This is a genomic window from Aeromonas popoffii, from assembly GCF_037818705.1.
Lineage (GTDB): Bacteria > Pseudomonadota > Gammaproteobacteria > Enterobacterales > Aeromonadaceae > Aeromonas > Aeromonas popoffii.
In genome coordinates, this window is the sequence record NZ_CP149129.1 from 3,862,996 (window position 1) to 3,882,317 (window position 19,322).

Below are 19,322 nucleotides of genomic sequence, written 5' to 3' on the forward strand. Positions count from 1 at the left end.
TTAACGACGCTTGGGCAGGTATTGGGCCACGTAGGCATCACTCTGCTTCGGATAGTAGATTTCGCCTGCAACCGCAGAACCAGATCGTTTGTCGAACACAACGTCCATGCACGACACGGGTGAGGTGGCCTGATTGACGGCAAACACCCGATAGAGGATTTGGGTCTCCCCTTCATAGGTGTTGGCGACCGATTCAATCTTGGCGGTCTGCTTTTTGGATTTCTTGTAGTCCGGGATGAACTGCATCGCGGGCTGCTTAACCACTTTCGCCTCGTCACGCAGTACCGCAACAGGCCCCACCGAGGCAACATGACCATTCACGGCGGCAACCCATGGCTTGCCATTGAGGCCAGGGAAGTATTCTTCAGTCGAATGTTCCACCAGCGGTTGGTCGTTCTCCAGATTCTTAACCTGGCCCTCTACACGGGGCAGATCCCCTATGCAAGAACTGATAGGTGCACTGGCGTAAGCCGGACTGATAATGGAGAAGGTGGGGGTCTTGGGCGCAATGCTACCGGTCAGTGGTGAGGAACTGTCGGTAACCAGATGGCCACCAAAGTCGATGGTTCCCTTGCCCGCCAATTTGATCGCTACAGATTCACTGGCTGGGAGAGCATTATCCAAGTGAGGCTGATTGGCCTGTTTGTCCTTGATGAGCGCCGCAGCCGTGGTTGTCGACTCGGCAACGCTGGCAGACTTAGCGGGTGCGGTCTCAGCCTTCGCCACCTTTTTGGTCACTGAACTGGTAGTGGTAGCCCGTGCGGCCTTGCTCGCAGTGCCGGTACCATGAGCCAAATATTTGGGACTGGCACGTTCCTCACTCACACGCTTGACCAGCAAGGCCTCATTTTGCACCTCGACCAACTCGACCCGGCGGTTCTGTGCCCTACCATCTTCGCTGTCGTTGTTGGCAATCGGTCGGGAAGAGCCTGCCCCCTGGTAGTAGATATCGCTACGAGGCACCCCGGCTGCGGCCAATATCTGGCCCATGGCCCGGGCTCGTTCCTCAGAGAGGCGCTGATTGAACTGAGCAGCCCCGGCAGAATCGGTATGGCCGACCACCAACACCTTCCTGCGTTGATTCTCGGGGAGCTTGGACTGATCTTCCCGCTTGCTGGCGAACTCTTGCGCCACACGGGTCATTTTCCGGTAGCCCTCAGTGGTCAGGTTGGCAGAACCTACCGGGAACATCTGGGCGTACTCTACTGACGCTTCAAGTCCAACGGCGGCAGATTCCTCCCTCTGTTTCTGCTGGTCCTGAGCGGTGGCCAATTGCAGCTCTCTCACCTGCATTTTCAAGCCTTCTTCCTTGGCTATTTTTTGCAACCGATCAACTCGGTTTTTGTACAACAGGCCTCCACCACAACCCACAGCGGCACCGGCAATGGTCCCGAGGAGCACCTTGTCGCTACCACCTTGGGTTGCACCAATTGCAGCGCCAGCAACAGCCCCTAGCAGGCCACCGCCAACACAGCTGACCCAACTATCACTCTCGGCCACTTTCTTGTCGATGGTTGCACACCCTGTCACCGACACGGTTATGGCCATCGCCAGCGCAGTTGGCCTCGCTATAGGCATCCTAATCATTACTTATCCTTTTTTGTTATGTTTACCTGAATAGCAAGATTTCTTGCCAACCCCTCAATTCACCGTGAGTCAGTGGACAGAACTCGGAGTAAAACGCTGATACACGATTCGATGATGGATTCCTGCACATCGGGAATCGTATCGGGACTGGTATTAATATTGAATTGAACAATAAATCACCCGCACTCCATGCCGGTGGTAATATGCTCAAGCAGTGCAACAGATAACTCATTATTTTAATTTTTCAACCAGCCCCCTAGGTAATAGGGTTTCTCCTTGGGAATGAGGGTTTCTCCTTGGGAATGTTTCAGCAAAAGACAGGCTCTCTTATCCAGATCCCCATCGCCTTACCACTGATAAAAACCTTCACAAACAAAGAGACACCAAATGGTGTCCGACGATTAATATCGCGGCCCACATTGTGCCTCATACGAGAACGTAATGCAGCCTCATTATGTTGGTTGCGAAAAGAAATGATCCACAGTAAAACTGAAAGCTTAATCCTTTTAGTTCAGACAATTACAGATAAGTACGCTGGTTATCAGTTAGGTTGCCTTATGGCGTAGTCAACTAGATCCGGACTCTTGATTAGGCCGAACCTCGGGTTTCATGAAACATAAAAATGGGTTCAATCTCCTCGGAGGCTGAACCCATTTCTTACTAAATTAGTAGAAGCTCATACCCCTGCTCCTCAACCTCTTGATAAAACCATGACTGGAGAGCATGGATTTCTTCACGCGTACGCTCCATAGGAATGCGAGCCAGATAGGCCATCCAGAGATCTTCAACTGAGGGGGTCTGGCTCCATTGCTTGGCTTGAAACACTAAAGAACCGATATCATGGATTCGGTTTGGTAAGCGAAAGCCCTCTTGTCCCTTCACACCCTCACCTCTTTGAGTGGCAACAGCCAACCTTCTTCCTTCAGCTGATCCGCCTGTCCGTTTACATCAACGACGCTCCCATCAGCCCCTACCACTCGGTTGGTCCAAATCGCATGACGAACATCTGCAGCCACGGCAGCCTTCAGCATGGAGGCAATAGCTTGAGTGCCATTGTCATGGCCATAAAAATGCCGCGAGAGCACCTTATAGCTGGTCACGCTGCCTGCTGGCACCACCACCTTGAGGTGGGCCAACAGGTCTTTCCAGTTCACGCTACTCATAGCTTCCCTTGCAATGGCTTACCAAATCCCTTGAACAGCAGGTCCAGGATCAAACCCTGGATGACATTGGCCGCTTCGGGCCGAGAGAGGTAGTCCAGCGACATGCCGTTCTGGATATCCATTCGCTCGATCACGGCAGCATCGACTGCCTTGGGATAGTCACCCAGCATGATGGCGTCTCGGGGGTTATTTCGAACCTGATCCATCAAGGGCTGGTTTTCCGCAATCTTGCTGGCCATCCCCTGTAGCCAATCCAGCTTGTCCCCATCGGTCACCTCTGTGCCGAACAGATCGTTCAACTGCTCCAGGATGTGAGAGAGGAAGTCTTTCTTCTCCTCTTTTGCTTTGGCACTGCCGAGCGCCGAAATGCCCTGCAAGCCATAACCGGCAGCATCCTCTTTGAGCTTGAGATCCTGAGTTCGCTTGGCCTTGAGGTTGTAATGGCTCAGCAATACTTGGGAGAGGTCAATCTCGTCCTCCTCCAGTACCTCCTGACGCAACATCGGCAGCAGGTGGCGAGCGAACACGCAGAGCCGCTCCAATGATTCGTCATCAAAGGCGGTGATCTGGGAGACAAACTCATAGAACCGCACATAGCTGTTGAGATCTTTCTTGAAGAGATCCAGCTCACCCCGGGCTTCGGTCGCTTCTTTGACCCGCCGTTCGGCATTTACCTTGTCAGTCGCAGATCCCCCTTCCCGTTCGATGCGTTTGAGCATCTGGCGGCACTCCCGCACAGCCTCACTGGCCAGCTTGTAACGCTTGGTGAACCGCTCGACAGCCGGTTTGATATAACCGGGCAAGGCTTGCGCCCCGCGCTTGGGATCGAAATAGGCATCACTAAACGCCTCCACCTCACTCCAGGTAAAGATGCCCGTCGCTTTCAGCTTGTGGAACAGGTCATAAACCAGATTGGGATCGGAGACGGTATCGAGGGTGGCTGTCTCAAAATATTTCTGGAACTCCTCCAGCACATCCAGCGGGTCATTGACGAAATCGAGCACAAAAGTGCTCTCTTTACCGGGGTAGGTGCGGTTGAGCCGTGACAGAGTCTGAACGCAATCCACCCCTGTCAGCTTCTTGTCCACATACATGGCACACAGCTTGGGCTGATCGAAACCGGTCTGAAACTTGTTGGCCACCAGCATCACCTGATAGTCCTGGGTATCGAACGCCTTACGCATGTCCCGCCCATTGAGCTCGGGGTTCATGTTCCGCTCGTTAAAACTCTGCCCTTCTTCCTCGATATCGCCAGAGAACGCCACCATGGCACGAATAGCACCATAGCCTTGCTCCCTTACATACTTGTCAAACGCCAGCTTGTAGCGCACCGCCTCCAACCGACTCGAGGTCACGACCATCGCCTTGGCCTGTCCCCCCAGGAGAGTGGCCACGTTGGAGCGGAAATGCTCAACGATGATCGCCACTTTCTGACCAATATTGTGCGGGTGCAGCCGCACCCACTTGGATAGCCGGATGCGAGCATTCTTAGCGTCCACTTCCTGCTCTTCGCTACCAGAGATGGCCTCTTCTGCCTTCATGGCGAGTTTGTAGGCAAGCTTGTAATTGGTGTAGTTCTTGAGCACGTCGAGGATAAAACCCTCCTCGATCGCCTGACGCATGGAGTAAACATGCAATGGCTTGGGTTTGTTATCTGGGCCAAGCGGCATCGCCGGGTTCGCTGGGCGGCCAAACAGCTCCAGCGTTTTACCCTTCGGGTTGCCGTAAAGGCGAAATAGCTGATGTTCTGGCTGCCGCCACGAGCGGCCAGCGTCATGTTCATCACATCTTCGCCACTGAGCTCCTCTTCCACATCCAGCTGCTCGGCCATCAAGACTTCACGCAACTGGCGCGCAGTGCTGCCGGTCTGGCTTGAATGCGCTTCATCGGCAACCACCGCAAAGCGAGAGCCTTTCAGCGTGGTCGATTCCTGAATGGCCTTGAGTACGTGCGGGAAGGTTTGAATGGTGACGATGATGATGGGCGTGCCACTGGCCAGAGCCTCGGTCAGCTGTGCCGACTTGGAGCCATCTCCCTCTTCGCGGTTGATGCGGCTCACCACCCCATCAGCATGGTCAAACTGGGCGATAGTCTCTTGCAACTGGCTGTCGAGCACCGTTCTATCGGTAATCACTATCACCGAATTGAACAGCTTCTCCCCCTTATCCAGGTAGAGCGAGGCCAGCTGATGAGTCAACCAGGCAATGGAGTTAGATTTGCCTGATCCAGCCGAGTGCTGGACCAGATACTTCTGACCAGCCCCCTCCTGTGCCACCGTGGCCAACAAATTCTGAACCACTTTCCACTGGTGATAGCGAGGGAAGATCATCGTCTCTTTCTTGTTCTGCCGCCCCAGCTCATCCTCTTCCACCTTGACCTCAAGGTGCAGATAGCGGCTCAGTATCCGCAGGAAGTTATCCGGCTGCAGGATCTCTTGCCACAGATACCCAGTGGCGATGCCCTCTTCTCCATTCACTGACAAGGGCTGATCATTGCCCGCCCCACCCTCATGGGTGCCCTGATTGAATGGCAGGAAGAAAGTCGAGTCGCCCGCCAACTTGGTGGTCATCGCCACTTCGAACTGATTCACTGCAAAGTGCACCAGCGCCCCGCGGCGAAAACTCAGCAGTGGTTCATCACGCCCATTGGTCTTGGGCAAGCGATCTTCGCGATACTGCTTCTTGGCATTCTCCAGCGACTGCTTGAAGCAAGATTTGAGTTCCAGTGTCGCTACCGGGATGCCGTTCAAAAAGAGGGTCAGATCGATACGGCCATCATAGCCATGGGGGCTATAGACCAACTCGGGTACCACCCGCAACCGGTTGGCTTGATAACGAGCCAGCAACTCGGGATTCAAGTCATGATCCGGCTTGAAGCTGGCCACCTTGAGTCGATGGCCGCGATCTTCAATCTGATTACGCAGCAGCCACAGGGTTCCCCCTTCACTGCGTTTCAACTGGCGCACTGCACCATCCAGCAGATGACGTTCTGGTTGCTCGCCATAGGTCTTGCAGAACTTCTGCCACCCCTCAGGCTGGCTCTGTTGCACAAAGGCGATCAAATCTTCCGGGTAGAGAGCTCGCTCTTTGTCGTAATGAGCCGACTCACCCACCAGCCAACCCGAAGCGGCCAACTGCTCGATAATATAATTCTGAAACACAAGCTCCCTGGCTTTGGCATCCATACTCATCAGTTTTCCTCAAATGCTTTCATGATGAACGGTTTTGCTTTCTCCAAGTCATCCACAACCCTCAAGGTCAACTCCAAGTCACCGGTTCCCCAATGGCCAATGTCACTTACATCGCGACTGAATCCCTCTTCTATATCTACTGTCTTCGGATCGAGCTTAAGCAGCAGCTGCAGCTTGGGATCTTGTTTAGGTAGTACGATAACAGAGACGAAATTCTTAAGTCGCCTGAAGGCTCCATACAACTTGAGTTGTTTGTAAAGTACGTCATCCCCAAGACTGGATGTAAAATCCACAACCCCTTCATAGAGCAGCCTCAACGTTGGTGGCGCAAGCTCTAGCTGCTCGAGATGAGTCTTCATCCCGTAAACCCCTTTTTGCTTATCAACTCTAGTTTGAGCATTCTGCTCGCTTGCCTGGTATTTAACGAACTGACTTGATGCCGCTACCACGTTAACCAACTCAAGCATCAACAAATCCTCAGCAAACAACTTGTACCGTAGCAGCTCGATATTGCGGTTTATCTGCTGGACTGCATGCTCGTCATATTTGGTGAAATCACCGGCAATACAGAGTAATCGAGTACCTTCCCATTCGATACTTTCGGAGACAACTGATCCAAGCGTCTTCATCACCAGCAATTGAAACTCAGCCTGATGATCGAGTAACCAATCAAGGTAGAAGAGCCCTTGGTTGATGACATTCTCGTTGCTGTAACGCTTGTACTCGATAATTACTGGACAACCATTTTCATCGAGACCTAACGAATCGATACGGCCCTTATGGGTTTTACCTGTGTTGTATTCACTGGCTAGAAAACGAATCCCTAGAAAGGATTCCATGTGGTTTTCAATCAACTGCTGCAACTGTTTTTCGACCACTGCAGCCTTGCCCTCCAACTCGCTCACCCCCTGGTGGCCATAACGAAACAATTTGATGTCGCTCATGCGGCTACCTCATCCGCTGGCGGTATCCAGCCACGCAGATCTATCTTGCCGGTGACAGCTGCGGAAATCAGGGCTGTGCGGCGTTCTTGGAGAAGTGAATACTGTTGTTTAAGCTGGTTATTCAAACTATCAAAAGTACGCAATCTTGTTGTTACATACTTTAGGATACCACCCACTTCATCAATCGGAGGAAATGCAATGGGTAGTTCTTTAACCGTGCTTTGGCCAATATTCTGCATCGAATCGCTAGCACCAGAGGCAGATAACTCGATTTGACCTCTATAAGCTAAGGTGCCGAGTAATAAAGCTATAAACTCTGGGCTGACATCAGATGATAATTTAATACGATATAATTTATCGCAAAGTAAAAGCTGATCATAATCAGCATCAACGACCGCTGCACTACCCACTAACTCACGGGTATTCGCTCGCGACATCAATAACTGACCTTTTTTCAAACGATATTCTGCCTTAGGATCTAAATCTGCGGGTAACGCTTTATGTTCCCCCGCTCGGAATATGCCACCATTGACACAACCAACTTTCATCACACCAAATTCACCCATTTCAGCAAGGCGAGCCTCACATTGAGGTGACCAACCTTGCTCCATTGAAATAATGTGATGTTTAAGCCTCCGGATGTGCCAATGCTCTGGCACTTGACCGAGCCACTCAACACCGGAGTCTTTCATTGGAGCATCGGGGTTCATACCCTTGGTGACGGCGTGGGAGATCACCGCCTGCCGCTTCTCTTTGAGTAGCTCAATCAACCGTTGCTGCTGGACAATCAACCGATCAATCCGGGCGGTTTCGTAGTCGAGAAAATCGGATATTTGTTCGCATTCTGTCTCTGGAGGCAGAGATAACAACAAACTTGCGATCTGCTCAAAATTTAGCCCCTCTCGAGCAGCACCGGTCTGAGCATTATCAATTTGTGCCTTAGTTGGTTGTGCTTTCACAGCCCAAGAGACAAAACGAATAAGCTCACCTTTATTCAAACGAATAATACAAACATGCTGATTGACGTTTGCAGAACCGATTCCTAGCGGAACGATACATGTCCGGCCGATAGATGCCCCAGTAATATTTATCAATATGTCCATCGGCTTGACACGTGAATGTGCCATTTCAGTATCAACATCTGGAGTAATATGGACAACATCATCTAAACGCAAACCATCGTCATAAACATTTTGGCTTCGAAGAAAGGTAATACCTTCATCGACATATACTGTTGCACCACCAGATGGTGTCTTACCACTACCAATTTTTGTGGCCAAAAAACCCAGCTTTATGACTCGCCAATCAGTAGGCAAATACCCCAACCACTCAACCCCCGAATCCTTATATTCCGGATACGGCTGATACTTGGTCATATTTTTATTTTCGGCAGCTATCATCTCTGCTCTCCTTGTTGTAATACCTGTTGCCAGAAGGGATCTTGCTGCCAGTTCACCGGCATTCCCATATGGGCTAGGGAGATATGGGGGTATTTGGCAAATAGGGCGAGCAAACGAGATGACCAGGCACTATCCGGGCTAACTCTGGCCAACAGACTCTCGATGATCACCAGCAAAAAATAGAGACGTTTGCGACCATTAAGCTGTTGCTCAGCATTGACTTGCAGTCCCTCCGATACTGCAGCCAATCGTTCAGCACTCTTTCTCGGCCAAAGAGGGGCCGTACCGAGTTCCCGATTCCAGACGCGGCTATGGTGGGCACACCAGTTACGCAAATCTGAGAGCGAGCGAAACCAGGACTTCAACACGGTATAGGGCCAGCCGAAGTGACCAGAAATATCCTTTTGCACCTCAGGTGATAATAGATTGGCAAAGAGGCAGGAGATTTGAGCAAAGGTCAGCAGCTCCATCGCCATCCAGATTGGCGGCTCCTGTGGTGCATCTGGATATCGCTGCCTATAGTGAGCCATAAAATGTTCCATCTTATGACCCTGAGCTTTCTTTCTTAGCTCCGCCAACAACCAGCCGTGATCATAGCGACTATCAAACAGAGTCTGATCTAGATAACAGAATGGGTCCTTGTAATGGGTTGCCAACACTTCTGTTAACCGGGCTCGCAGTGCGACTTCCAACCGCTCAATCGCATCAAGCAGTAACAGGCGAAGCTCCCGATCAAACACATAGAGCTCAAGGACTTGCTCAAAATGAGTACCGTCGATAAAGCGATGTTCATCTTGATCCGGCCTGTAAAAAGGTCGGGTGTAGGCGCTGAGCCGAAAGTAACTGATATTGGCCAGATAGTGGCGAGCGCTTGCCTCATCAGTAATCAGGAGGCCGCGTTCGGCAAGCAAGGCCAACTGTTCATCCAGCGACAGAGGAGGTTTAGGGTAGCTGTTCACTGAAATCTCCAGCTCATTGCGACACTGTAAATTTCAGGCATAAAAAACCCGCCAAAGTGTGCATCGTTGAGAGGCATGGCGGGTGTGTTACCCGCGATACTAGATATCGGACGTCCGATAGTCAATCTCTTTGCGTCATATTGCGTGCTATTGCGCCCAACTGTGTCAGCTATATCTGAGTGGCCTGTATGAGTCGCCATCATGAATGCACCTCCGCCAGCAATTGCATAATCTCCTTGGCTACCGCATCCAGATCGGCATCGATGGCCGCCAGCTCGCGGGGCGGCTGGTACTTGTAGAAGTGGCGGTTAAAGGGGATCTCATAACCGACCATGCCAATCTGACCATCCAGCGGATCGGTTTTGCTGGTGTCGATCCAGGCATCCGGCACATGGGGTAGAACTTCTCGCTTGAGGTAGTCATAGATGTCCTCCCCTAGCGGCACATTCTCGTTATCCCGCAGATCCGGGTTGGCTTCCGGCTCCCCCTTGGCTTTACACACTTCGGCAGCATCGTCCTGCTCAGCAAGATGGCTCACCAGCAGCTTGAAGGCAGGAGCAGGCAGCTTGACCTCCCCCAGCAGCTTGGTCAGCTGCTTTTTGAACTTGTCGCGTGAGAGCAGTTTGGCCTCAGGAAACTGGCCCAAGGCAGTCAGGATGGTGGACTGCAAAGTGCCATCGAGCTTGGCCCATCCCTTGTCGGCAGTGAGGCTGGCAAGACGCTCGGCATCCTGCAGATAGAACGCCAGTTTAAGCGGTCGTTCAATGGTCAGACGACGATAGCCAAAGGCGGTGGTGGGGAAGATCTTGGCGATCGGGCTCTCTTCGTAGCGGCTATAGAGGCTAACGATCTCGCTTAACGCTTCATCGCTCAGCTGCTTGCGCTTGGAGCCCAACGATTTACGCATCGGGCTGTGCATATCGCTGGCGTTGATCAGCAGCACCTTGCCCTTACGCTCGGCCGGTTTGTGGTTGGAGAGCACCCAGATATAGGTGGCAATGCCGGTGTTGTAGAACATATCGGTGGGCAGGGCCACCAAGGCATCCAGCAGATCGTGCTCAAGGATATAACGGCGGATCTCGCTCTCGCCACTGCCCGCCCCACCGGTAAAGAGCGGTGAGCCGTTGAGGATAATCCCGATCTTGGAGCCCACACACTCGGCCGTGGGTTGCTGCATCTTGGCGATGAGGTGCATCAAAAACAGCAAGGAGCCGTCAGATACCCGTGGTAAGCCGGGGCCAAAGCGGCCGTTAAAGCCTTGCTTGGTCGCTTCATCTCGCACCTGCTTTTCGACCTTCTTCCAGTCCACCCCGAATGGCGGGTTGGAAAGACAATAGTCGAAACTCTTGTAGGGCAACTGGTCATCAGACAGGGTATTGCCCAGCTTGATGTTGCTGATCTCCTGCCCCTTGATCAGCATGTCGGCTTTACAGATAGCGTAGGACTCGGGGTTGAGTTCCTGGCCGAAGGTAGCCAGCCGTGCGGCGGGGTTCAGCTCGTGCAGATACTCCATGCCGCAAGAGAGAAACCCACCGGTCCCCGCCGTGGGGTCATAGATGGAGCGCACAATCCCCGGCTTGCCGAGCGCCTCGTCATCACCGGCAAACACCAGGGAGGTGGTGAGCCGCACGATATCGCGAGGGGTAAAGTGCTCACCGGCGGTTTCGTTGGAACTTTCCGCAAAGCGGCGGATCAGCTCTTCAAACACCAAACCCATGTGGTAGTTGTCTACCGCTTCCGGGGAGAGATCCACGTTGGCAAAGGAGCGAACCACCTTGTAGAGCAGGTCGGCATCTTCCAGCAGGTTGATGCTGGCATCGAAGTTGAAGTGCTCGAAGATCTCACGAGCATCCTTGGAGAAGGCCCGCACGTAGGCATCCAGGTTGTCACCCACATGGGTTTCACCCAGCTTGGCCAGTTCCAGCGGCGAACTGTTGTAGAAGGCGTGGCCGCTGGCATTGAGCAGCAGCTTCTCTTTGGCCAGCTCCGGCATGGTTTTGGTGGTATCCACCATAGCCAGCACCTGGGTCTTACTCGGTGCAAGCACACACTCAAGACGACGCAGCACGGTAAAGGGCAGGATGATGCGGCCATACTGGGACTGTTTGAAATCACCGCGAAGCAGATCGGCAACCGACCAGATCAGGCTAGCCAGGGAAGAGATATTGGTGGTCATCAGGATTCTCAAAATACGGGGAACTGCCGAGGCATATTCAGGACCAAACGGAAATGCGGGCAGTTTACCACAGGGGACATGGTGTTTTCGTGAGCCAGGCTGTTTGGTGAACCAATACCTCTCTTGCTTCTCACCGTCATCCATCGCCCCCTTTCGATACAGCAAGGTTCAAGGGCGCTCTGCAAATGATCACTCGTAACGGGACAAAGGATTTTGCATTTTGGGGGGGCAGTCGAAGAGGCGTGTGCGATCGCCCCTACCAGCAATCCCTTGCCAGGACTGGGCTTGCGGTGAATTAGGGGACTGGTGACTACAAAAAACGATCCTGGCTAGCCAGAAAAGCGATCGCCGAGAGCAGAGAAAAAGGATCGTTATGCAAAACGATCACTTTTAATAAAAACCTTTATTTTACTGTGTGTTACCACGATTTGTGACGCGAGTAAGCGATCCTGCTTTTGCATCAGAACCACTCTGCCAAAAGTGATCGCTTTACCGTATTTGGGGACGTAAGCTGGGCTGTAGCACAGCATTATCATTGGCTTATCACAACCACATGGCCACGCAGGGCAATAATGATCGCCTGTAACACAAAAAGTGATCATTTTAGGGATGATCACTCCGGGATGATTTCCAACTCCCAACCCCATGGCTCATTTGGTGAGCCCCTAGGGTATGAGGCGAAACGCCAACCCAACGGCTTCAACACTGTGTTCAAGCGACGGAACACCATCCTGTGATTTGAATGGCTCAGGTTGTAGAAGTCAGTCAGCTCCTCACAGGTCACGCCGGGATCTGTTGCGACGACCAGAATGTAGGCATGGTGCGGGTGCCACTCCATTGCAACGACAAGAGCAGCCAAGTGATTAATCGGCCCCAGCTTGGCTATGGCATGGTCTCGCTCTGCTCGTTCCATCAATCGACGGTTAGACTGCCCGACATTCCGAGCCCAGGCATTACGATACCGAAAAATGTCCTCAACTCCTGGCGCAGGTTTACATAATCGTTCTAACTTCTTGCGTTGGCGCTCTGCTCGTTTTTTCTCCTTTAGCCGCTGCTTTTCCTCTTCCGCTATGTCTTTGGCATACATCTTCAGAACTTCGTCGATCATTCGCTTCTGCTTCACGTTGGGCTTGGTGGATCATCATTGGCTTGGCCCGCTAATCCCCCTGAATTGTTTTACCGCTTTTTTGCTCCTACCCAGCCTACCTCCGTGGCAGGCCTTACCAAGACTGGCTTGAAACGTGTAGGGTTCAACATTCATTCCCTACCCATACCCTACCCCGGCAGCAAGATCTCATCCGTTTGGTTAATCAGAACAGCGTAGATTTGCAACCAAGCCAAATCAGCCATGACGGTAGGGATAAAGATGACCAGTAGGGTTTGGGTAGGGTTAGAGAATACTCACCCTACCTCTTTACATCCCTTGCCTGGCAAGGCTTTCAGCTGTGCCGGGTAGGGAGGGTAGGGTTTGTAGATGAAAGTCCTACGTATCATCAGGTACAGCGGCCAAGATCATCATTCTGTCATCACTGTTCCGTCATTACTGATCGGCATAGACAGCTTGGGGTAAGAACATCTCCGCTACCTCGGTCAACATAATGTTGGTTTGTGACTTGCCCTTGATCACCCTGCTGCAGTATTGGCGGCCATACTCTTTGGCTGCTGCCTTGAGCGCACGGCTAAAACCTTGAACTGATAGCGGGCGCCCCAGGCCGTGATACTCCATGAAGGCAAGGTAGGCATGATAGAGATAGCGCCGGGGTTCCCGTTTGATCTCCGGATTACCACCCATCATCAATCCCTTGGGTTCATCCAGAAAGAGCACCATCCCACAAAGGTCGATCACGGGGTCAGTGGCTCGTTTGATGGTCAAGGCGTCATCAGAGTTACGCTGTTCCAACAATAAATGACGGGCATTCTCCGGCTCAGCGAACTGGGCTAACAGATGGCGGATCACCACCGGCAACTCGGCGGCAATCTTGTCGCCGAGCAACGGGTCTTTATCCGCTTCGGCAACAACCCGGTCAAAGGTAAAGATCACCCTGCGCCTTGAAACTCCCCCATTGCGTTCAGTAATGACCATGGGTTCGTTATTGGTTGCCAGCACAACAGCCTGGATGACAGTGGCAAATTGTTTCTCATACTTCCCATCGATCTCGACCAGATCTCCCCCGGTAATCGCTTTGATCCCACTGCCATCACCTATGTATTTGGGCTGATCAGGCAGCACAATCAGCCGTTTATCGACAAACTGGTAGCGACTTTTAGCGTGGTCCAGTGAGGCCATGTTGCCGGAGCCAGTGTTCCGTTTTCCACCAGCTAACAGGATTGCCACATTGGCAAAGATGCTCTTGCCGCTGCCCCCCTCACCGGTAACCTCAAGGAATAGCTGCCAGTCATAACGGTTTGCCAGCACCATATAGAGGGCGGCATTGATGCGAGCCATCTTGGGGGCGTTGTTATCGGCGGCATGGCATAACCACCTAGTGAAGTTGGGGGCATCCCGATCGAGACATTCATCAACGAGCGGCGATGCATAGTTGATACCGTTATGCGTGAGCAGTCCATCACTAGGCGAATGTGGCCGAAACTGGCGAGTTGCCATGTCATAAACCCCATTAGCAAAGCCGATCAGCTCTTTGGTGGGCTGGCCCATGGTTGGGATCATCAGCTTCATCGTGGAAACTGTGGCGGCAATACCTTTGTCACTGAACGGAACGCCATGCTCGGTAAAGATGGCTGCCATTTCGCGGCGCAGCTCGGTATCTGTCCATGGCGTCCATAGGCTGCCGTCATAGCGATAGACACGCTCGGCCTCAAGGCTGATAGCAACTTGCCCCAATCGTTCGACCAGCAATACAGCCCGCTGACTAGCACTCATCTTGTCGATCATGGTGGCTGGCGGCTCATGCCCCCGTTGGGGCGGGTTCACTTCGATCTGCCAGAGTTCCTCTCCCTTCTGGCTGGCGTTTTGGTTTTGGCTGGAAGCCGGTATGGTGCTGGCGCTCATGATGGCCTCTTGTGTCTTACTCAGCCCATGAGCTTGGTGGTAATCGTTCCAGTCCCCGGCCTCTGGTGGAAATATTGCACGCCCGCCCACGGCCAGTGCTGCTTGCTCAGTCTGGTGCTTGGTAGTGCCATTACGCTGGCCTGTTGCATTATCCAAGTCGTGATCACCACAGATAATGATCTGGGCGTCTGAGTGCTGGCTTCTGGCAATCTCAGCCACGTTCATCAGATTGTTGGCTGTCATCGCGCAATAGACCGTTGCCCCTGTCGCCTGCTGGACTGATAGCCCGGTGGCGTAGCCTTCCACCACGGCCACCAGCGCCCCACCATCAATGCGATGGTATACACCAGCCTTACGGCAACCACCCAAGGTGTGTTTCAAACCATCTTCGTTGCGGATTAGCTCCACGTTCACCAGCGCCCCTGCATCATCGAGCAAGGGAATAATCACGCTACCGACAGGAAACTCCTCACCGTTTATCGTCTCCTTGGAGTTGCTCATCGAGATCTGGTGCCCCACAAAACCTTTCCTGGATAGGTAAGCACTACCACCAAACGAATGCGCGTTCATGATACGACTGGCGCGTTTTGCCGCCCTCTTGTATCCATGTTCCCTCTTTCGGGCTACCTCTTTGGCCTTGGCCTGTTGTTGCTGGTGGATGCGCTCCCGTTTGGCAGGATCTAGCCCACCGGCAGCCAACCCCACCATAGGCGCTATCAACTCGGCGGCCTCCTTGGGGCTCTTGCTCGTCACCCGACATACCAGTTCCAACCCATCCCCGGCGCCGCACTGGCTACAGATGAAAGTCCCTCGTCCTTCCTTGTCATCGAGTCGAAAGCGATCTTTGCCACCACAGGCAGGGCAGGGGCCATGCTTGCCATGACGCGGAATGTCGAGGCCAAGACCCGCCAGCAAATCCGGCCAGTGCCCTACAGCTGCGGCGGCCACATCAGAAACAAACCTTACAGTGCTCATACCTCGCCCCCAACCAGAGCGGCTACCAGCTCATTGAATGCCCGCTCGTCTAAGCCTGCCTTCATTTGGCGAGCATAGGGGCGAGTTACAACAGCCACGGCCCGTTGGCTTTGCTCTATAAAAACGGATCTCGCTTTTCGGCTGGTGAAGGCACTCAATACTCCGACACGGGAGCGTTTGCCGGTTCTGGGATTGGGTGGTCCATAGAAGGTTTCAGTCTGGCTATCAGCGGCCCATGCAAAATAGATCATCGCTTGCCCTCCGAGTCAGAAGAAAGAGCATGGATCTCGGCCAGCAAGCCTTGATGGCCTTTATGGATTAATAAGTGAACTTTCATGTTAAAATTACCTCGCACTCACTGGCTCCTTGGTCGCCAAACTGTCAGAGTCAGTGAGTAATCCGAAATGCCCTTACTGTCGCAGGTAAGGGCTTTTTTTCATGTTTTCCCCATGGGTTTGCACACCATGTTTGCCTATATCCGATAACAGATGGGTTCCCTGCGGTTTAATCATCCGTCGGGTGTTGTTCAGGCAGTCCACCAGCCATCCACAAGCTGAAGAGTTTGGTATTCACAAACATCCGCTTGCCGACAATTCGGCAGCAACGTTCTAAGCCGGGCTTCTCTGCTCGCTTCCAAAACATGGCCTTCAGTGTGGGATAGTTAAATTGGGGGTAGCGCTTGGGGATTTCGGTCACAGGCAGCCAGTTGTTTAGATCTTGACTGATTGCGATGAGGTTGAGGTCTTGCATACTGCTTATACTCCCTTTCCTATTGCTCTTAATGTTCTGCGGTTTGGTCGGGGAGTATTTAACGCGATGTGATAGGTTTTATTTTAGAACAGAAGTCAGCGAACTTCTGTTCTTGACTTTTATTCGTCTATTTGCTTAGCAGCACTGACGACGTTTGAGGGGGTTACCCCCCAGGCTTTGGCAATAAATTGAGTCCATTCCTGAGCCATCGTTTTTGTCTCACATTCTATTCCTAAGGCCATTAACTTAATCTTCGCGGCCTTTACTGCATCTGGCTGTGCCATTCGATTAATTGCTTCAATCTGGATATCACGCCGAATTGACGCGATTGAAATCTCTAAACTCGAGATCTCATCTCGATACCATTCATCATAAAGGTCATTACATTCCTGTTGGCAAAACAAGTCTGTGAGCCTGTCCTCCAAGGACTCCAACGTCATTTCCAGAGCAGTCTTAGGGCGCTCACTGGAACGATGACCCTGCCGGGTGTACTGCTTTCCCCAAGGCCTTCCCAGACACGGATTGATCAGCGCAATGTAGAGGGCTAATCTCATTACTGTATCTGCAAGCTCCCCCTCATTTATCTTTTTTAGCGGTACTTTAAAGCCCTTTCTCGGACCGAAACCTTGGTAATGCTCATAGGCCTCCACAGCTAACAATGGGATGTCATCTTGCTGGGGAGAAATTCTATTTCTCGTACAGATAGCAGCCACCAACTGATCCGCAGCACTAGGGTCAGTTACACTTTGCGCAAGGCAGCTCAATTCCAACTTGAGGCGTTCATCAGTCCACCCGATTTTCCTTAGCTTTGCGCTATACCCCATCGCCCTCTTAATCGCCTTCCGGGTGACCATCAGACGAGGAGTTTTATTTTCCCAGCTCCCAATATGACATTGGTCATTTTGGCTCTCGACCTCATCATCGGATGTTACTTTTTTTGCTGTGATATCGATTGATACAGAGTCTAATAATTGACCATCTTTTGTAATGGCCAGCCTCGGGCAGCCATTTGGGGAGAAGTATGGTATGCCCTCCTCCTCATTAACGATGATGGGTTCATCATCTGGTGATTTTTGCCATACAACCAAACCCTCCAGAAAATCACTGCTTATATATTGATCACTCATCTACTGTACCCCAGACAAACAAAAGCCCCCCGCATCAATAGATACGGGGGGCTAAGGCTAACATATTCAAAATATCTAGGCGGCAAGGCCGACTTGATTAACCACCCATCAGATTCCCAAATACCCGCTCTGTGAGCTTGGCCGTGTGGGCATTGCACAGATGGGAATATCTTTGAGTCATGGTGATCGACTTATGGCCTAACACCTCTGCGATCTCCAGAATGCTGGCACCATTCATCGCCAACAAGCTTGCACAGGTATGCCGAAGGTCATGAAAATGGAAATCAGAGAGCAACGCAGCTTTCTTCGCTGCCTGCCAGTGGTAGTCAAACTCGGTAAATGGTCGATTTAGGCCAGAGGGGTGAGGGAAAACAAAGCTGGCACCAATCTCGCGAAACTTTGAGAGCTCAGTAAGCAGATCAGCCGTCAGAGACAGAACCCTCTGACTACCATTCTTGGTCACCGCCAAATGAGCTGTTCGCGTGTTGAAGTTGATATCTGACCATTTGAGGCCTATCAGCTCGCCCCTCCGTGCTCCTGTGGTCAACGCCATATGAACCAACATATGAAGTCGCTCCCACTTGCTCGACTTGGTGGCCTTCATCAATCGAGCAAGTTCATCTGTCGACAAAAAGCGTGTGCGAGCATTGTCTTCCCGCTTCTGTTTCACTTCCAGGCAAGGGTTCACTTTGAGGTCATAGCGATCGCACATGTAGGCAAAAACCGCCGACAACGCCGCTTTGTACCGATTAAGAGTCGCAGGTGCTTTCCCTTCCGCCTCCAGAATCGAGATGGCGTTCTTGATCCGCTGGCGGTGGACCTTGTTCAACGTCTTGTCGCCGATATGCTCAGCCCACCAGCTCAGACGCTGGGGCACAGACTTGTCTCGTCCCTTGTGCTGTTCAAGGTACTCATGGATAGCTTGTTGAATGGTGGTACTGGTGAGGGTGACGTTGGTTAAGGCATCTGCCAACTCGTCAGATACAGTGATCTGAGCTAGGAACTGCTCTGCGTCTTTTTTGCGGGTAAAAACTTTGGATACGCGGTTGCCGTTACGCATGAACTGAACGCGATAGGACTTGCCGGTTTTTCGAGTCAGAACTTGGATGCTTGCCATTGGTTGAAACCTCTTGCACATATTTGCACATGAATGAGTGTTATCAACCGCAGAAACTTTGAGCAGGAGCGCTCTTGAGCGCTGTAACCTGTTGACCAAACAGGGAAAATAATGGTGCCCGGGGTCGGACTCGAACCGACACGATTATTCATCGGCGGATTTTGAATCCGCTGCGTCTACCGATTTCGCCACCCGGGCAACTGCGAGGGATTATACGAATGGTGCGATGCCATGCAAGGGGTTTTTCTATTGAACACGCTCGTTTGCTCATTTATTCAACGCCTTGCCGATGCAGGGTCAGTTACATAGAATGCCCGCATCATATTAATGGAATAAGAACGATGGCCAAGCGTAAACCAGTCCAACCCGCATCCACCTCCCACACAGTCCCCCACTACCCTTCGGCGGGCCTGTTGCGCCGACTCGGCGCCCTGCTCTATGACTATCTGGTAGTCATCTCCTTGCTGATCATCGCCGGCTTCATCGGGATGGGGGTGGCACACCTGCTGCTGGCAACCGGCGCGGCCACCCTGCCGGAAGGCAAAGATGCCTCCTGGCTGCTGACCAGCCCGATTTACAGTGCCTGGCTCGCCTTCATCATCTGTGGTTTTTACACCTGGTTCTGGACCCGTGCCGGTCAGACCGTCGGCATGCGCGCCTGGCGCCTGCGCATCCAGAATGCGGATGGCAGCAACATCCGCATCACCCAGGCCCTGATCCGGCTGGCGACGGCAGCATTCGGCCTCGGCAACCTGCTGTGCCTGTTCAACCGCAAGGCACCGCGCGCATTTCAGGACATCTGGTCCGAATGCGAAGTGGTAGTGCTCGGCAAACAGGAAAATCTGGAGATGCTGAACAAGTAATTGCAGGTCAACGCTGCAACGAAAGAGGGCACCAACAGGTGCCCTCTTTGCATTACCGCAC

Annotated in this window: 15 protein-coding genes and 1 tRNA gene; 1 reads left to right on the forward strand and 15 read right to left on the reverse strand. The window is 52.4% G+C overall.

The annotated features are described in order from the left end of the window. From WJM78_RS17755 to WJM78_RS17825, 15 genes are all read right to left on the reverse strand, one after another. On the reverse strand, nt 1–1,548 hold the full coding sequence (locus tag WJM78_RS17755) for an OmpA family protein (RefSeq protein WP_339010840.1): 1,548 nt from the start codon (nt 1,546–1,548) through the stop codon (nt 1–3). A 699-nt stretch (nt 1,549–2,247) separates the two neighbouring features. Further along, nucleotides 2,248–2,469, reverse strand: a complete 222-nt coding sequence (locus tag WJM78_RS17760) for a hypothetical protein (RefSeq protein WP_339010841.1) — start codon at nt 2,467–2,469, stop codon at nt 2,248–2,250. Further along, on the reverse strand, nt 2,466–2,750 hold the full coding sequence (locus WJM78_RS17765; RefSeq protein WP_339010842.1) for a hypothetical protein: 285 nt from the start codon (nt 2,748–2,750) through the stop codon (nt 2,466–2,468). Before WJM78_RS17765 ends, WJM78_RS17760 begins: the two co-directional genes overlap by 4 nt. After that, nucleotides 2,747–4,372, reverse strand: a complete 1,626-nt coding sequence (locus WJM78_RS17770; protein ID WP_339010843.1) for a type I restriction enzyme subunit R domain-containing protein — start codon at nt 4,370–4,372, stop codon at nt 2,747–2,749. The genes WJM78_RS17765 and WJM78_RS17770 overlap by 4 nt, the downstream gene beginning before the upstream one ends. Next, nucleotides 4,288–5,910 carry a type I restriction endonuclease gene (locus WJM78_RS17775; protein ID WP_339010844.1) on the reverse strand — a complete coding sequence of 541 codons (1,623 nt, stop codon included), beginning with the start codon at nt 5,908–5,910 and terminating at the stop codon, nt 4,288–4,290. The genes WJM78_RS17770 and WJM78_RS17775 overlap by 85 nt, the downstream gene beginning before the upstream one ends. 29 nt (nt 5,911–5,939) lie before the next feature. After that, nucleotides 5,940–6,884, reverse strand: a complete 945-nt coding sequence (locus WJM78_RS17780; RefSeq protein WP_339010845.1) for a DUF5655 domain-containing protein — start codon at nt 6,882–6,884, stop codon at nt 5,940–5,942. Next, nucleotides 6,881–8,284, reverse strand: a complete 1,404-nt coding sequence (locus WJM78_RS17785; RefSeq protein WP_339010846.1) for a restriction endonuclease subunit S — start codon at nt 8,282–8,284, stop codon at nt 6,881–6,883. The genes WJM78_RS17780 and WJM78_RS17785 overlap by 4 nt, the downstream gene beginning before the upstream one ends. Next, nucleotides 8,281–9,243 (reverse strand): Abi family protein, encoded by a 963-nt coding sequence (locus tag WJM78_RS17790; RefSeq protein ID WP_339010847.1) that lies wholly within the window; start codon nt 9,241–9,243, stop codon nt 8,281–8,283. Before WJM78_RS17790 ends, WJM78_RS17785 begins: the two co-directional genes overlap by 4 nt. Before the next feature lie 199 nt (nt 9,244–9,442). Beyond that, entirely contained in the window at nt 9,443–11,419 is a 1,977-nt protein-coding gene (locus tag WJM78_RS17795; RefSeq protein WP_339010848.1) for a class I SAM-dependent DNA methyltransferase, read from the reverse strand. A 613-nt stretch (nt 11,420–12,032) separates the two neighbouring features. Then, nucleotides 12,033–12,527, reverse strand: coding sequence for a hypothetical protein (locus WJM78_RS17800; protein ID WP_339010849.1), 495 nt, complete (start codon nt 12,525–12,527; stop codon nt 12,033–12,035). Nucleotides 12,528–12,959: 432 nt separating this feature from the next. Further along, nucleotides 12,960–15,404, reverse strand: a complete 2,445-nt coding sequence (locus WJM78_RS17805; RefSeq protein WP_339010850.1) for a primase-helicase zinc-binding domain-containing protein — start codon at nt 15,402–15,404, stop codon at nt 12,960–12,962. 504 nt (nt 15,405–15,908) lie between these two features. Continuing rightward, the gene (locus tag WJM78_RS17810; RefSeq protein WP_275919550.1) at nt 15,909–16,154 is read right to left on the reverse strand and encodes a hypothetical protein; all 246 of its coding nucleotides are present in this window, start codon (nt 16,152–16,154) and stop codon (nt 15,909–15,911) included. Between the two features lie 119 nt (nt 16,155–16,273). Next, nucleotides 16,274–17,281 (reverse strand): hypothetical protein, encoded by a 1,008-nt coding sequence (locus WJM78_RS17815; protein ID WP_339010851.1) that lies wholly within the window; start codon nt 17,279–17,281, stop codon nt 16,274–16,276. A gap of 97 nt (nt 17,282–17,378) precedes the next feature. Continuing rightward, complete coding sequence (locus WJM78_RS17820; RefSeq protein WP_339010852.1) at nt 17,379–18,398, reverse strand: site-specific integrase; 1,020 nt, start codon at nt 18,396–18,398, stop codon at nt 17,379–17,381. Between the two features lie 112 nt (nt 18,399–18,510). Then, nucleotides 18,511–18,596: transfer RNA gene (locus tag WJM78_RS17825), tRNA-Leu, on the reverse strand. Between the two features lie 143 nt (nt 18,597–18,739). Between WJM78_RS17825 and WJM78_RS17830 the strand changes: the two genes are divergently transcribed. Further along, nucleotides 18,740–19,261, forward strand: a complete 522-nt coding sequence (locus WJM78_RS17830; protein ID WP_042035231.1) for an RDD family protein — start codon at nt 18,740–18,742, stop codon at nt 19,259–19,261. Nucleotides 19,262–19,322: the final 61 nt, after the last annotated feature.